Genomic DNA, 14,684 nt, shown 5'->3' on the forward strand with positions numbered 1-14,684 from the left:
CGCCGGGGGAGATGTCCTAAAACCGCCGGTCGCCCGGCGGTTATCAGAAGGCGATCAGGGCTGCGGACCGCTTTTACTTTTTTGTAGCGTCTCTTTCAGCTGACCAATCAGTTCACGACGGAAATCGCCCAGCCGCGGTTTGTCGTCAGCGATCCACGGTAGCGGGCGACACAGCTCCATGGCCTTAATCCCCAGACGTGCCGTAAGCAGTCCGGCGCCAATCCCCTGCGCCGCACGCGCTGAAAGTCTGGCCGCCAGGTCCTGCGACATCCAGTCCATGCCCACTTCCCGCACCAGTTCGCTGGCGCCGGCAAAGGCGATATTCAGCAGCACCAGGCGGAACAGACGCAGGCGGCTGTAATAACCCAGCTCAATGCCATACAGCGTGGCAATGCGGTTGATCAGGCGTAAATTACGCCAGGCGATAAAGGCCATATCCACCAGCGCCAGCGGGCTGACGGCGATCATCAGCGTGGACTCCGCCGCCGAACGGCTGATTTCCCGCCGCGCCTGGGCATCCAGCACCGGCTGCACCAGCTGCGCATACAGGCTGACCACTTCCCGATCGTTTTGCGTTTCATGAATCGCCGCATACCAACGCTGCAGCGCAGGATGCGCCTGATCAAGCCCGGCCTGCTGCGCCAGTTTCTCGCAAAACGCGCGTCCTTTTCCGACCGCGTGACTGTGCATCAAATCCCGCGCCTCGTCGCGCTCATGGGCCCGCTGGCGCAGACGCCACAGTCGCCGCCATTCGGTCGCGACCGACCCAACACCGGCGCCGACAATCAGCGCTCCCGCCGCACAGCCGCCGAGCGCAATCCAGTCCTGGGTTTGCCAGGCGGTCAGGGTCCACTGTACGCCCTGCGCCACGACGCTGACGCCAAAAATAGCCAGACCGGCGCTGACCATGCGGCGCCATAAACTACGTTTTGGCCGCAGAACCGATTCGACCACCGCTTCTGCCGCCCCTTCGTCTTCCTCCAGCGCATCCACTCGCGCCGGGGCAAATTTCGCCGCTTCCGCGCCGTCAAAGGCACGTGCCGATTTCAGCGCCTCCATTTTCTCCGCTTCCAGCGGACCGTCGAAGTCGATACGCGGTTTTAAGGGTTCGCTCATCGCAATTTATCTCCGATCAAAAATTCAAGCGCGGCATCCAGGCGGATATGCGGCAGCGGCTTATCGACGTCCATCACCTGCGGACGGAAATTCTCAAACTGAAACCCCTGCTGCTGCCAGAACGCCTGACCCGGCAACCGGGCCGGAACCTCTCCGGGGTAGACGGTCAGCGGCTGACCGTCGCTCAGGCGGTTGCCGCGCAGCGCGGGGATCTTCTCGCCGTTAACCTCAATCAACCCGCTCTGCGTCGCCTGAATCGATGCCAGTCCCAGACAATCCATACTGATGCCTTCGAACGCGGCATTCTGCCAGGCGTCCTGAATCAGCTGCTGCAGCAGAGAAACCATATTGCCGTGTTGATCGACGGTGACATGATCGGCTTTGGTCGCGGCAAACAGCAGCTTGTCGATCACCGGGGAAAACAGACGGCGGAACAGGGTTCGCTGACCGTAATGGAAGCTCTGCATCAGCTGAGTCAGCGCCAGGCGCATATCGTTGAAGGCCTGCGGGCCGCTGTTCAGCGGCTGCAGGCAGTCCACCAGCACGATCTGGCGGTCAAAACGCAGGAAATGGTCTTTGTAAAAGCCCTTAACCACTTTTTCGCAGTAATATTTAAAGCGTTCGCGCAGCATTCCGGCGTTGCTGTGTTTATCCGCCTGGGCCAGCTTCGCTTCACCAATTGCGTCCACATCCGGCCAGGGGAAAAACTGCAGGGCCGGCGCCCCGGCCATATCTCCCGGCAGTACAAAGCGTCCCGGCTGAATAAAGTGCAGACCTTCTCGTTTACAGGCATGCAGATACTCCGTCCACGCGGCGGCAATCTCCGCCAGACGGTTTTCATCCGCCGGAGCCAGCGGATCCAGCCCGTCACAGAGCTGACGCCAGCGGGCTGACCACGCCTCACGCTGCCCTTGCAGCAGGCCGGTCATCTGCCGCGACCAGCTGAGGTAGTCCTGCGCCAGCATCGGTAAATCAAGCAGCCACTCGCCCGGATAATCGACAATCTCCAGGTACAGCGTGGAGGTCTCTTTAAAATGGCGGAGCAGCGATTCGCTGGAGCGGTAACGCAGCGCCAGACGAATTTCGCTCACTCCGCGGGTCGGCGTCGGCCAGACCGGCGGCGAACCGTACAGCTGCGCCAGCCCTTCATCATAGGTAAAACGCGGAATGCCGAAATCACGTTGCGGAACCCGTTTGACGCCAAGCAGGCGCTCTTCTCTCACCGCGCTAAGCAGCGGCAGGCGCGCCCCGGAGTGAATATTCAGCAGTTGATTGACCAGCGCGGTGATAAAGGCGGTTTTACCGCTGCGGCTCAGCCCCGTGACCGCCAGACGCAAATGGCGGTCAACGCCGCGGTTCACCAGCGCATTAAATTCAGTTTTGAATCGCTTCATTGCCATCCTGTTATGCTCTGAAGGAAAGTGCTTTGATTATAAGCTATTAGGTGAGGATAAGTAGCAAGATTCCCGCCCGTGATGCCGGAGGCTGAGCGCTGATGGCATTCACCTCAGTGGCTGCGCGCAGGCGCGCCTGCGCGAGTTCACCCCGTCCACCCCGTCGACGTCGGTACGATGCGCCTGACGCATCGCCTCGTTCGATCATTTCATCCCACGGGCAAAACGATTGGCCAGACGGCTGAGCAACGGTTCCAGCGCCACAGCCAGCAGCATTTTTAATGGCCGACGCGCCACCGATTTCACCGCCCAGCCGGCAACGCCCGCCGGGCCATAACGTAACGCGGTCAGCAGAACCAGCTTACCCGCGATTTTCAGGCCGGGTTTCACTTTTTGCCCCGCCTGCTGCCATTTTATATTCATGCGTGACCTCAGATTTCAGTTAGAGCTGGCGAAAACGGCTGCGTAACGTAAAGGTATCCGACGTGACATAGCGTTCCATTTCGCGCAGGCGGCGTTCGCTGGCCGCCAGTTCTTGATCCGCCGCGGCCAGCAGCTCACCGCTGGTCGGCATTTTCTCGCCGTACAATTCACTTTCCGGCATCGGGTCAAGAGCGAATGTCAGGATGATGTACGCCACCACCACAAAGAAAAACAGGCCAAAGATCATCGCCAGTACGGTAATCAGTCGTACCAGCTTGACCGGCACATCCAGATACTGCGCGATACCGGCGCAGACGCCTTTTACCATGCCGTGCTGCGGCACGCGCCACAGTTTTTTATTCAGATCCAGTCCGCCCATTATTTGTCTCTCCAGTTCGGATGTTCGGCATCAAGAATGTCTTCCAGCGTCTGAATACGTTCGCGCATGCGCTTTGCATCGTCGGTCAGCTGCAGCAAACGCTGCTGTTCATTCTGCGATAAGCTGCCGCTCGCGGTGCGGTTGTTGTAGTGCAGCCAAAGCCAGACCGGTAAAACGAACAGCACAAACAGCGTCAGGGGTATGGCAATAAAAAGCGTACTCATGTGTACTCCTTACAGTGAGTGAACGGCGGCGCATAGCAGCGCCGCAACGCGTTATCCTTCAGAACGTCGGAGCATCGACCCACGACCAGCTTTAGCTGAGGCCGCCAGACCTGGCCTGCCTGTCCCGAAGGCGCTGGCCTATGCCATTAGTTGTTTTGATTCATTTTGCTTTTCAACGCCGCCAGCTGTGCGCTGATTTCATCATCCGCTTTCAGGTCGGCAAACTGCTGATCCAGCGTTTTCTGTTTACCAAAACCGTGGCTTTCCGCTTCGGCTTCCATATGATCGATGCGGCGTTCAAAGGATTCAAAACGCGCCATAGCTTCATCAATTTTACCGCTATCCAGCTGACGACGCACATCGCGGGAAGAGCTGGCCGCCTGATGACGCAGAGTCAGCGCCTGCTGGCGAGCGCGGGTTTCGCTCAGTTTATTCTCCAGCTCACCAATCTCTTTTTTCATGCGCGTCAGCGTTTCATCAACCATCTGCGCTTCATTTTCCAGACTGCCGATAAGGTCGGTCAGCTTTTGCTTTTCGATAAGCGCGGCACGCGCCAAATCTTCTTTGTCCTTACGCAGCGCCAGTTCCGCTTTTTCCTGCCACTCGGCCTGCTGGGCAAGCGCTTGTTCAATTCGGCGGCTCAGCTGTTTCTTTTCCGCCAGCGCGCGTGCCGAAGTCGAACGCACTTCGACCAGCGTATCCTCCATCTCCTGGATCATCAGACGAACCAGCTTCTGCGGATCTTCCGCTTTCTCCAGCAGGGAGTTGATGTTGGCGTTCACGATGTCGGCAAAACGAGAAAAAATACCCATAACGTTGATCCTCATAGTTCTGATTTCAGGCCGGGGCCTGTGATGATACTTACGCTGATTAATACAAATCCTGTGCCAACTTTTTATCTTGTTGATTTTAAAAGGAGTGGTTGTTATCTACACAGCAGGTTGCTACAGTAACCTGGTGAATCACACGATTAAATGGCGAATTTCATCATGGCGGAATACAAGGATAACCTGCTCGGAGAAGCGAACAGCTTTCTCGAGGTGCTGGAACAAGTGTCGCGGCTGGCGCCGCTGGACAAACCGGTGCTGGTCATTGGTGAACGCGGCACCGGTAAAGAGCTTATCGCCAACCGCCTGCACTTTCTCTCTTCGCGCTGGCAGGGACCGTTCATCTCCCTCAACTGCGCGGCGCTGAATGAAAATCTGCTGGATAGCGAACTGTTTGGCCATGAAGCCGGCGCCTTTACCGGAGCCAGCAAGCGTCATCCGGGACGCTTTGAGCGCGCCGACGGTGGAACCCTGTTCCTGGATGAGCTGGCGACAGCGCCGATGCTGGTACAGGAAAAGCTGCTGCGGGTAATTGAATATGGCGAACTGGAGCGCGTGGGCGGCAGTCAGCCGCTGCAGGTCAACGTGCGTCTGGTGTGTGCGACCAATGCCGATCTGCCGCAGATGGTTGAGGCCGGCCATTTCCGCGCCGACCTCCTCGACCGCCTCGCCTTCGATGTGGTGCAGCTGCCGCCGCTACGCGACAGACAGAGCGACATTATGCTGCTGGCAAACCAGTTCGCTATCCAGATGTGTCGTGAACTGGGTCTGCCGCTGTTTCCCGGCTTCAGCGATCGCGCCCGCGAAACGCTGCTCGGCTACCGCTGGCCGGGGAATATTCGTGAGCTGAAAAACGTGGTGGAGCGCTCGGTCTATCGCCACGGCACCAGCGACAGCGAACTGGATAACATCATCATTAATCCGTTCCATCAACCTCTGCCGCTTCAGTCGCCCCCTGCAGACGTTGCCGCAAATCCCGCCGGGCCAACGCTACCTCTGGATCTGCGGGCCTTCCAGCAGGAACAAGAAAAAAACCTGCTGCAGACGAGTCTGCAGCAGGCGAAATACAATCAAAAACAGGCGGCGGCGCTGCTTGGGTTAACCTACCACCAGCTGCGGGCGCTGCTCAAAAAACATCAGCTGTGAGACCGACACGGCAGCATCAGGGCGCTGACCACCGTTGCCCCCAGGCACATCGCCGCGTTAAACCACAGCGCATACTGGGCGGCGCTGGCCATACCGAGCGGTAAAAACAGCGCAAAAAGTGACGCTGTCACCGCAATTCCCATCGCCCCACCCAGCGAGCTGCCCATTTTGTAAATCCCCGAGGCGACGCCCACTTTATTTTCCGGCGCGTTGACTACCGCCGTGTCGGTAGAGGGTGTCGCATAGCACCCCAGCCCGAGGCCAAACAGCACGTTGCTGAGAAAAACGGTGACGATATAGAGCGACTTATCGAGAAAGGTGCAGGAGATAAGCACAATCGCCACGGCGGTCAGGAGCGGCCCGGTCATCATCGGCAGCCTGGCCCCGTAGCGCTGCAGCAGCTTTTCCCCCACGCGGATCATCGCCAGAACGGTCACCAGATAGCCCAGCGTCATGCCGCCGGTCTCCAGCGGGCTCATATTGTGCCCTTTTTGCAGCCAGATACTGGTGATCATCATCGTGCCAATCGCGCCGTTAAGCAGAAAGTTTGACAGCACGGCGGCGCTGTAGGCCCGGTTGCGAAACAGCGCAAAATCAATCAGCGCGGCGTCCCCTTTGCGCAGGCCGCTGCGGATGAAAAACCCTGCCGCCAGCAGCGAGCCGGCAAACATCGTCAGCGACAGGCCGCTGCTCCAGCCCCACCCGTGCCCCTTACTGATAAACAGATTCAACAGCACCAGCGACGCGATCAGGCTCAACAGGCCGCTGATATCCAGCTTTTGCTGCTGCGCGCCGGCGCTACGGCTTTCCGGCGTGCCGCGAAGCAGCAGCAGCGCCACCAGCGCAACGGCAATGGAAAAGACAAAGATCCAGCGCCAGCCAAGACCGGTCGCGATGGCGCCGCCGACGAATGAACACAGCCCGCTACCGCCCCACGAACCGATAACCCAGAAGCTCACTGCGCGCTGGCGGGCCTTGCCTTCATACCAGGTTTTGATCAATGCCAGGGTCGCGGGCATGATGCAGGCCGCCGACAGCCCCTGTAAAACGCGCCCGGCGAGAAACAGCCAGGGTCCCTGGGCCAGGATCAGCAGCGCACTACCGGCAATACTCAATCCTAAGCCGATATGGGTCATGCGCATCCGGCCAAATTTATCCGCCAGCCCGCCGCTGGCGACAACAAAGCAGCCGCTGAAAAGTGCGCTGAGGCTGACGGCAAGCGTCAGCGTCTCCAGGGAAATATCCAGACTGTTTTTCATTGCCGGCACGACGTTGATAACCGACTGGGCAAACAGCCAGAAGGTCAGCACGCTCAGCACGATGCCTGCCAGCAGACGATCGGTGCCGACAAACGGTGTGTCGGTCAGAGATACGGAGCTCATCGAGTGCCTCCGGGATACTTCGTCCTTTTAGGACGGCGAGGAAAGGAGCTGGGTTTCCCCCTGACTGCTTTTGATTTGACCATCGTCAATATCCTTCACATTTTTATGCGTATTTTCTGAGGCTATGAGACGCGCCTATAAATACAGGTTTTATCCAACACCCGGGCAAGCTGAGCTTCTGGCTCAAACGTTCGGATGCGTGCGTTTTGTCTATAACTCGATCCTGCGCTGGCGTACCGATGCCTACTACGAACGCCAGGAGAAAATAGGCTATACACAAGCCAGTGCCCGTCTGACAGCACTGAAAAAAGAGCCAGAATTTGTCTGGCTGAATGACGTTTCCTGCGTGCCACTACAGCAAGCCTTGCGCCACCAACAAACGGCGTTTTCGAACTTCTTCGCCGGACGTGCCGCATACCCTGCCTTTAAGAGCAAACGCCATAAACAGACGGCAGAGCTGACCGCCAGCGCGTTTAAATACCGTGACGGCAGGTTGTACATGGCAAAATGCAAAGCGCCTTTAGACGTGCGCTGGAGCCGTGAATTACCGTCTGCACCCTCTACCGTCACTATTTCAAAAGATGCCGCCGGACGATATTTCGTCTCCTGCCTTTGCGAGTCTGAACCTGTATCACTGCCGATCGCCGCTTCCACCGTCGGCCTTGATGTCGGTTTAAAAGATTTGTTCGTCACCGATACCGGATTTAAACAAAGCAATCCCCGCCATACTGCTAAATACGCAGCACGCCTGGCTCTACTCCAGCGCCGGTTAAGCAAAAAGGCCAGAGGGTCGAAAAACCGCGCCAGGGCTCGCTTAAAAGTTGCCCGACTTTACGCAAAAATTGCCGATTGCCAACTGGATGCCTTGCACAAGGCAACCCGCAAACTGATTAACGATAACCAGGTTGTTTGCGTCGAATCCCTTAAGGTGAACAACATGCTCCGCAACCCGTCACTATCCAAAGCGATAGCAGACGCGAGCTGGAGCGAATTCGTGCGCCAGCTCCGGTATAAAGGCGAATGGGCAGGGCGTAGCGTGGTCGCAATTGACCCGTATTTTCCGTCCTCAAAACGCTGTAGCTGTTGCGGTTTCACCATGCAAAAAATGCCTCTTGATGTTCGGAAATGGCACTGCCCTGAATGCGGCGCAGACCATGACCGTGACATTAACGCGGCCCGGAATATAAAAGCTGCCGGACTGGCAGTGTTAGCTTGTGGAGAGTCTGTAAATCCTAAAACGCTTAGTGCGGCTCAGGTTCGACTCCGCGAAACAAGAATCCCCTTCCTTCAGGGTGGGGAGTGTCAAAATAGGGTCCTCCCGGTCGCGGGTCGTTAGCGCAGATAATGTTCCGTCAGGCCGCACCACAGCGCCGCGCCCTTGAGCAGGATCTCGTCGTTAAAATCATAGCCGGGGTTATGCACCATACAGCGATCGGCTTCATCTCCGGCGCCGATAGTGAAATAACACCCGTTCGGATTATGTTCGAGCATAAAGGCAAAATCTTCGCTGCCCATAAACGGTTTCACCTCCCCGACCTGCGCTTCGCCAAACAGCGACGTCGCCACCTCGCGCACCATCTGATTCGCGGCGGGATCGTTTTTCAGCACCGGACTGCCGTTGACGTGGGTTAAGGTGGCCGTGGCGTTAAAGCTTTCCGCCTGGGCAACGGCAATATCGTGAATGCGCTGCAGGACCGTTTCCCGCACCTGCTCATTCAGCGTGCGGACCGTCAGCTTCATCAGCACCTTATCGTTGATAATGTTTGGCGCATGTCCCGCCTGAATACTGCCGACGGTCACCACCGCCGGTTCAAATGGCGTGATATTGCGCGACACGATGGATTGCAGCGCCAGCGTGATGTGACAGGCAACCAGCGTGGCGTCAACGGTATGCTCCGGTACCGCCCCGTGCCCGCCCACTCCCTTGACCTCAATATGCAGGGTATCGGAGGAGGCCATCATGGCGCCGTCGCGCAGGCCAATGTTACCCACCGCCTGCCCCGGCATATTGTGCAGACCAAAGATCAGGTCGCAGGGGAATTTATCGAACAGGCCGTCTTCCACCATAACCCGCCCGCCGTACAGCAGCTCTTCAGCGGGCTGAAAAATCAGCTGTAGCGTGCCATTAAACTGCCGGGTACGCGCCAGATACTCGGCGGCGTACAGGAGCGTGGTGGTGTGTCCGTCATGACCGCAGCCGTGAAAACGACCATCGACCTGACTGGCCCAGGCTTTACCGCTCACCTCCTGCATCGGCAGCGCGTCCATGTCGGCGCGCAGGCCGAGGCGACGCTGACCGCTGCCGACGGTCAGGCTCCCGACCACGCCGGTTCCCGCCAGACCACGATGCACCTCATAGCCCCACTCGGTCAGCAGGCGTGCCACTTCATCGCTGGTTTGATGTTCTTCGAAGCCGATCTCCGGCTGCTGATGGAAACGGCGACGCAGGGCGATAAACTGCGCTTCATTAACCTGTAAGGCCTCAATAAGTGGATGTGTCATTTTTGTTATTCCTTCATTGGGTTTGCGCGACACTTCCGAGTTTATGCGGTTAAAAAGTCTACGATGCGCTGTTTTTTGTTTTATATTGACGGATTATTCATGAGTGCTTTTCATACAAATCGGTTATGACAAAAAATAACCTGTTATTTTTTGTCTTTGAGGGGACGTTACGGTGGAACACCATTCAGGCGATTTTAGCGTCGTGGTTCGCGATGTTCGTCAGTACAGTCAACAGGATAGCGATGCCTTAACGTTGCTGTGGGTGCTGGAAGGCCGCGTCGGGCTGCATGACGGCGATCTCCGTCAGCAGCTGGATACTGACGACCTGGCGATAGTGAACCGTCATCAGCGCTGGAGCCTGACCGCCGCCGCCGCCGCCAATGCGGTGATGCTGTTGACCCTGCCTTATGGCTGGCTGACGCGTCTTGACGGTGATTTTTTCGCCGTTGACTACCAGGTCACCGACGCCACCCGCGATGCCGATGATAACCTGCGCCATCTGATGCGCCAGCTGTTGGTCATTGAACTGGTGAATCACCAGTCCCGCTACCGCCTGGAAGCCAATCGCTGGCTCAGTGAAATTGCCCTGCTGCTGGCTACTCGCTACACCCGGCCCGTCATCGCCAGGACACAGCGCGGGGCGGAGAAGTGGAGCCGCCGCATTGCCCGGGTGGTGGCGCGGATCGAGGCCAACTATCAGCAGCGGCTTTCGCTACACGATGTCGCCGCGGCCGAATTTGTCTCCGAAGCCTGGCTATCCAGGCTGTTTCGCAAGGAGGTCGGCGTAAGCTTTGTGCAGTACATTACCGCTCTGCGTCTCAACAAGGCGGCGGAACAGCTCCTCACCACCCGCAAGTCGGTGCAGCAGATTGCCCAGGAGCAGGGGTTCGCCAGCACCCGCATCATGAGCGACCTGTTTAAACGGCTGCATGAACTGACGCCGCGTCAGTTTCGCCAGCAGCATCCGCAGAGCCACCAGGAATCCGTCCGTTCACGGATAGGCCAGGCCGATATCTGGCAGCCGGTAGCCGTGGAGCGCCTCTATGCCCGGCTGAATGAGCCGGAGAAAAACGGCTGGGATAATCCTCCGCCGCGGCTGAATCCGCAGCAGACCCGCCAGATTGATCTGCGTCAGCTACCGGGCCGGGCCACGCCATTACGCCATACCCGAATCGTGGTCACCGTGCGCGAACTGGACGATTTATTACGCGAAGATGTCCGCCGCGAGCTGGAGCGGCTGCACGATACCCTGCCGGTCTATGCGATTGATATTCACGACCCGTTTCTCAGCAGCAGACTGTTCGCCACCGGCTGGGATGACCCGCAGATGGCAGGCTATGCCTGCTGGTACCAGCTGCAGCAAATTTTCAGCTGGCTGGCCAACATGGGCTGGGGGCTGATTTTGCATACCGGGCTGACCACCCGCTGCGATCTGCTACAGCGTTTTTTACGCCTCGCCGCGAATCACTTCCCTCCGGCGACGCTTGCCAGCTGGCGATTTGTCTGGCACTGGTCACCGCAGGCCAGCGAAGAGGCGCGCCAGCACGCCTGGCAACAGCAGCGCGACACGCTGCGGGCGATAGTGCCGCAGTCGCAGCTGGGGATCTGGCATCGCTTCCCGGAGAGCGCCATTGCTGAAGACACTCTGCTCCGTTCGCCGCTGTTGACCGAAGCCAGTTTTCTCGCCTGTCAGGCCGATGCGAACGAACTGCTGGATCTGGCCCAGCTCGATAGCAGCAGGCTGGCCGCCAGCGAAAACTATCCGGTACATAAACTGCGCCAGATCCATAGCGCCCTGCGCCAGCGCCAGCTGTCGCTTCCCGTCTGGCTGCTCTCCTGGAATACGTTGACCGGCAACACCCGCGACACCAACGGCCGTTTCTTTCGCGGCGCGCTGTTGATGGATAACCTGCTGGGGCTGGCGGATCAGGTGTGGCTGGCCGGGTTCTGGCTCAACTCAGGCCTGCAGGGCGAAGCGCGGGCGAACGGCAAGCTGGATACCTCGAGCCTGGCGCTGCACTATCTGCACGGCCTCCCGCGTCCGGTTTACTGGGTGCTGTGGCTGTGGCGCCGCCTGCGTGGGGAGGTGCTGGTGAATGACAAAAATCTGCTGCTGTTACGCCACGGGGAACATTACCAGCTGCTGTTACGTAATACGGTGGTGTTCAATCCCTGGCTCTCCAGCGAAGAGGCTTTTATCCAACGCTTCAGCCAGCCCTATAGCGTACAGCTATTGGGGCTGGAGGGCCGCTGGCGGGTTAAACAGCATCTCTTCGATCGCCATCACGGGGCGTTATTCCCGCTTTTTGACGCCTTCCGCAGCCAGAGCGGGCCGGAAGAAGAGGATTATCACTGGATAATGCACAAAGCCCGCCCGGCGCTGAGCGTCTCAGAAGAGCGGCAGGAAAACGGCTGGCATGTCGTCGACTCGCTGGAAAGCAACGCCCTGGTTCTCTACGAATTTACCCCGGTAAGTGACTAACCTCTCCACCATCAGATAACGGCGTTCCCTGTTTTACCCAATCATGGATTTTCACCCGGCTCTCCTCGGTTGCCGGGTTAAATACCATCATGGTGAGGTCCGGGCGGCCATCAACGGTAAAGGTGGAAAACTCCAGCTCAATCATACCAAGCTGCGGATGATGCATGCGCTTAAAGCCTTCGCCCTGCCCGGCCACATCATTGCTGCGCCAGAAGGTGTCAAATTCCGGGCTCTGACGGCAGAGTTCGGCGATGAGCCGTTCGTTTTCCGGCGATGCGCCTACCCGGGCAACATCGGCACGAAAGGCGCTGACGATAAGGCGGGCAACGGACGACCAGTCCTCCAGCGCGCTGCGCGCAGAGTGGTGGGTAAACAGGCGACGGAGAATATTACGTTCGGCGGGCGCCAGTCGGCCATAGTCGGTCAGGACACGGGCGGCGGCATCATTCCACGCAATCACGTCCCAGGCGACGGTTTTGACGATCGCCGGAACGGGGAAGGCATCCAGCACCCGCTGTAAACGCGGGGTAATGTCGTCGGAGACAATCAGCCGGGTTTCCGGCGGATGGCCAAATGCCAGAATAAACAGGTGTTCACGCTCCGGCGTTGTCAGCCTTAATCCACCGGCAATACGGCCCAGCACTTCCCGGGATGGCGCTCCGCCGCGCCCCTGTTCCAGCCAGGTGTACCAGGTGGGGCTGATATTTGCCAGCTGAGCAACCTCTTCGCGCCGGAGCCCGGGCGTGCGCCGACGGCCTGGCGTGAAGCCAAATGTTGCCGGATCGAGCCGTAAACGCCGCGCCCGCAGAAATTCACCCAATGCATACGTTGAAGAGTCGCTCATACTCAGCCTGTTAGTCTTTATACCCTGATAATGTCTCTACTTTTATCGTATCGCGTTAAGACTACCATAGCCTGGATACTCATTCTGGAGGCAGGTTATGCGAATTTTTCTCACCGGCGCGAGCGGATTTATCGGCTCACGTATTCTCAGCGAACTGCTGGCCGCCGGGCACCAGGTCACCGGCCTGGCGCGTTCAGAGGCCAGCGCCCTCGCGCTGCAGACGGCAGGCGCAGAAGTGCAGTACGGAAGCCTGGAAGATCCGGACTCGCTGCTGGCGGCGGTCGCCCGCTGCGATGCGGTGATCCACACCGCTTTCGATCATGATTTCAGCCGCTTTGTGGAAAACTGCGAAAAAGACCACCGCGTTATTCTCGCCATCGGCGCGGCGTTGAAAGGCAGCCGGCGGCCGCTCATCATCACCTCCGGTACCGCCATGGGTGACATCGGTAACGGACTACCCGCCAGTGAAATGCACTTCAACCCCGGGCACCCGAACCCGCGCGTCGCCTCAGAGCGTGCGGGAAACCGGCTGCTGGATGCCGGGGTTGATGTCCGGGTGGTGCGACTGCCTCAGGTGCATGACACCACCCGCCAGGGCTTATTGACCTATTACATCGCGCAGGCGGCAGAAAAAGGGGTCGTGGCCGTGGTCGGCGAGGGGAATAACTGCTGGTCGGCCGCCCACATCAGCGATGTTGCCGCGCTGTATCTGCGGGTACTGGAACAAGGTCTGGCCGGCAGGCGCTATCATGCCGTTGATGAAGAGGCGATCCCCTCTCTGCGCATCGCCGAGGCGGTGGCGGAGAAACTGCACCTGCCGCTGCAGTCCCTGAGCGCCGATCGCGCGGCGGCCCACTTTGGCTGGTTTGCCGCCTTCGCCGGCATGGATTTACGCGCAACCTCGGTCTGGACCCGTCAGCAGCTGAACTGGCGGCCCACCGGCCCGAGCCTGCTGGACGATCTGCGTCGCCTGAATCACGATAAGTGACAATGTCACTAAAACGGCGGCCGTATGCTTAGCGCGCGCTGAGCCGGCGGCCCTTTTATCTCGCCGCCCGAATAAATTTGTCAGACAAAATTGATGGGCCACGCATTTTCTCCGCCGGGAGCGGAATAAGGTAGTTGCGGTACTCCATCGAGGATAAAACCGTGAAAAAATTACTGATATGTTGCCTGTCCGGCGAGACAGCGAACATCTTAGCGAAGAAAATGCAAAAAATAGCGGATGCGCAGGGTCTGAATCTGTTAATCAGCGCCGTAGGCCTGGAGAATGTGTTTAGCGTTGCCCCGGCCTACAACGCCGTATTAGTGGCGCCGCATATTCAATATAAAAGGGATGAGATCGCTAACGTGCTGCAAGACCAACAGGAGATTGCGGTTATTGAGAGCCTGCCCTACGCCGCATTCAACGGCGACAGCGTGCTTAAATTTGCGCTGGCCAATCTGTCGCAATCGCTCACCTGACAGAGCATGAAACAATGCGGGTAAGTCGCAGACGGCCGGCCCGCATTATCCCGCATCGTCGGTATTGAATGACCCCCGGCGCTCCCGCCCTCCGAGTTAATTATTTGTAACTGGTAAGATGTGCCAATGTGAATTATAGTCTGCGCATCATCGTTCAATGGACTGAAAACGCACATGATTCCGGTTAATATTCATACTCTTAGTCGCTATGCGGCCCATGTCAGCCTGACCCACACGATGAAAAACCATCGTTCGCCCGCCCTCTCCGTAATGATGATCTTCTCCGATTTATGTATCCGTTCAACCCTGGATTCCTACAGCGAACAGGGCTGGGAAATTAGCGAGAAGTGCAGCGGACTGGTTCTGCGCAGCTTTGTTGCCACCCATCGGGGTGGGACGGCGATCGAAATCACGCCAAAGGATTATATCGGTCGATATAACCGCTTACTTCCGCTGTAAGCGTCGGTGAATTAACAGCTAACTGGAGAAAGTGGCAATAAA

At 58.2% G+C, this 14,684-nt stretch carries 15 protein-coding genes; 6 read left to right on the forward strand and 9 right to left on the reverse strand.

Features of this window, described 5'->3' with window-relative positions:
- Positions 1-54: 54 nt before the first annotated feature.
- The 6 genes from AC236I_RS14285 to pspA all read right to left on the reverse strand — a co-directional run bounded on the left by AC236I_RS14285 (position 55) and on the right by pspA (position 4,348).
- Complete coding sequence (locus AC236I_RS14285; protein ID WP_004861173.1) at positions 55-1,116, reverse strand: YcjF family protein; 1,062 nt, start codon at positions 1,114-1,116, stop codon at positions 55-57.
- Positions 1,113-2,510 (reverse strand): YcjX family GTP-binding protein, encoded by a 1,398-nt coding sequence (locus AC236I_RS14290; RefSeq protein ID WP_015584552.1) that lies wholly within the window; start codon positions 2,508-2,510, stop codon positions 1,113-1,115. The genes AC236I_RS14285 and AC236I_RS14290 overlap by 4 nt, the downstream gene beginning before the upstream one ends.
- Before the next feature lie 204 nt (positions 2,511-2,714).
- The gene (gene pspD, locus AC236I_RS14295) at positions 2,715-2,933 is read right to left on the reverse strand and encodes a phage shock protein PspD (RefSeq protein WP_004861166.1); all 219 of its coding nucleotides are present in this window, start codon (positions 2,931-2,933) and stop codon (positions 2,715-2,717) included.
- A gap of 19 nt (positions 2,934-2,952) precedes the next feature.
- Complete coding sequence (gene pspC / locus AC236I_RS14300) at positions 2,953-3,312, reverse strand: envelope stress response membrane protein PspC (RefSeq protein ID WP_004861164.1); 360 nt, start codon at positions 3,310-3,312, stop codon at positions 2,953-2,955.
- Positions 3,312-3,536: an envelope stress response membrane protein PspB gene (gene pspB / locus AC236I_RS14305; protein ID WP_004861160.1), complete on the reverse strand. Its 225-nt coding sequence runs from the start codon at positions 3,534-3,536 to the stop codon at positions 3,312-3,314. Before pspB ends, pspC begins: the two co-directional genes overlap by 1 nt.
- Positions 3,537-3,682: 146 nt before the next feature.
- A complete protein-coding gene (gene pspA / locus AC236I_RS14310) occupies positions 3,683-4,348 on the reverse strand; it encodes a phage shock protein PspA (RefSeq protein ID WP_004861156.1) in 666 nt (221 codons plus the stop codon).
- Between the two features lie 162 nt (positions 4,349-4,510).
- Here pspA and pspF point away from each other — a divergent pair, with 162 nt between their 5' ends.
- Positions 4,511-5,509 (forward strand): phage shock protein operon transcriptional activator, encoded by a 999-nt coding sequence (gene pspF / locus AC236I_RS14315; protein WP_162098163.1) that lies wholly within the window; start codon positions 4,511-4,513, stop codon positions 5,507-5,509.
- Here pspF and AC236I_RS14320 read toward each other — a convergent pair.
- Positions 5,500-6,891: an MFS transporter gene (locus tag AC236I_RS14320; RefSeq protein ID WP_064359515.1), complete on the reverse strand. Its 1,392-nt coding sequence runs from the start codon at positions 6,889-6,891 to the stop codon at positions 5,500-5,502. The genes pspF and AC236I_RS14320 overlap by 10 nt on opposite strands.
- A gap of 124 nt (positions 6,892-7,015) precedes the next feature.
- On the opposite strand from AC236I_RS14320, the gene AC236I_RS14325 reads away from it, so the two are divergent.
- The gene (locus AC236I_RS14325) at positions 7,016-8,227 is read left to right on the forward strand and encodes an RNA-guided endonuclease InsQ/TnpB family protein (protein WP_163980055.1); all 1,212 of its coding nucleotides are present in this window, start codon (positions 7,016-7,018) and stop codon (positions 8,225-8,227) included.
- Here the strand turns inward: AC236I_RS14325 and AC236I_RS14330 are convergent.
- The gene (locus AC236I_RS14330; protein WP_163980056.1) at positions 8,224-9,393 is read right to left on the reverse strand and encodes a M20 aminoacylase family protein; all 1,170 of its coding nucleotides are present in this window, start codon (positions 9,391-9,393) and stop codon (positions 8,224-8,226) included. The two genes, AC236I_RS14325 and AC236I_RS14330, sit on opposite strands and share 4 nt — an antisense overlap.
- Positions 9,394-9,565: 172 nt before the next feature.
- Here AC236I_RS14330 and AC236I_RS14335 point away from each other — a divergent pair, with 172 nt between their 5' ends.
- Complete coding sequence (locus AC236I_RS14335) at positions 9,566-11,875, forward strand: helix-turn-helix domain-containing protein (RefSeq protein ID WP_163980058.1); 2,310 nt, start codon at positions 9,566-9,568, stop codon at positions 11,873-11,875.
- Here AC236I_RS14335 and AC236I_RS14340 read toward each other — a convergent pair.
- The gene (locus AC236I_RS14340; protein ID WP_069476017.1) at positions 11,856-12,719 is read right to left on the reverse strand and encodes a helix-turn-helix transcriptional regulator; all 864 of its coding nucleotides are present in this window, start codon (positions 12,717-12,719) and stop codon (positions 11,856-11,858) included. The genes AC236I_RS14335 and AC236I_RS14340 overlap by 20 nt on opposite strands.
- Before the next feature lie 97 nt (positions 12,720-12,816).
- Between AC236I_RS14340 and AC236I_RS14345 the strand changes: the two genes are divergently transcribed.
- The 3 genes from AC236I_RS14345 (at position 12,817) to AC236I_RS14355 (ending at position 14,642) form a co-directional block, all read left to right on the forward strand.
- Entirely contained in the window at positions 12,817-13,707 is an 891-nt protein-coding gene (locus AC236I_RS14345) for an SDR family oxidoreductase (protein ID WP_163980060.1), read from the forward strand.
- 161 nt (positions 13,708-13,868) lie between these two features.
- On the forward strand, positions 13,869-14,183 hold the full coding sequence (locus tag AC236I_RS14350; protein WP_004861127.1) for a PTS sugar transporter subunit IIB: 315 nt from the start codon (positions 13,869-13,871) through the stop codon (positions 14,181-14,183).
- A gap of 174 nt (positions 14,184-14,357) precedes the next feature.
- Positions 14,358-14,642 (forward strand): hypothetical protein, encoded by a 285-nt coding sequence (locus AC236I_RS14355; protein ID WP_048024413.1) that lies wholly within the window; start codon positions 14,358-14,360, stop codon positions 14,640-14,642.
- The last annotated feature ends 42 nt before the right edge of the window (positions 14,643-14,684 follow it).

Source organism: Klebsiella sp. Sb-30 (assembly GCF_057652795.1).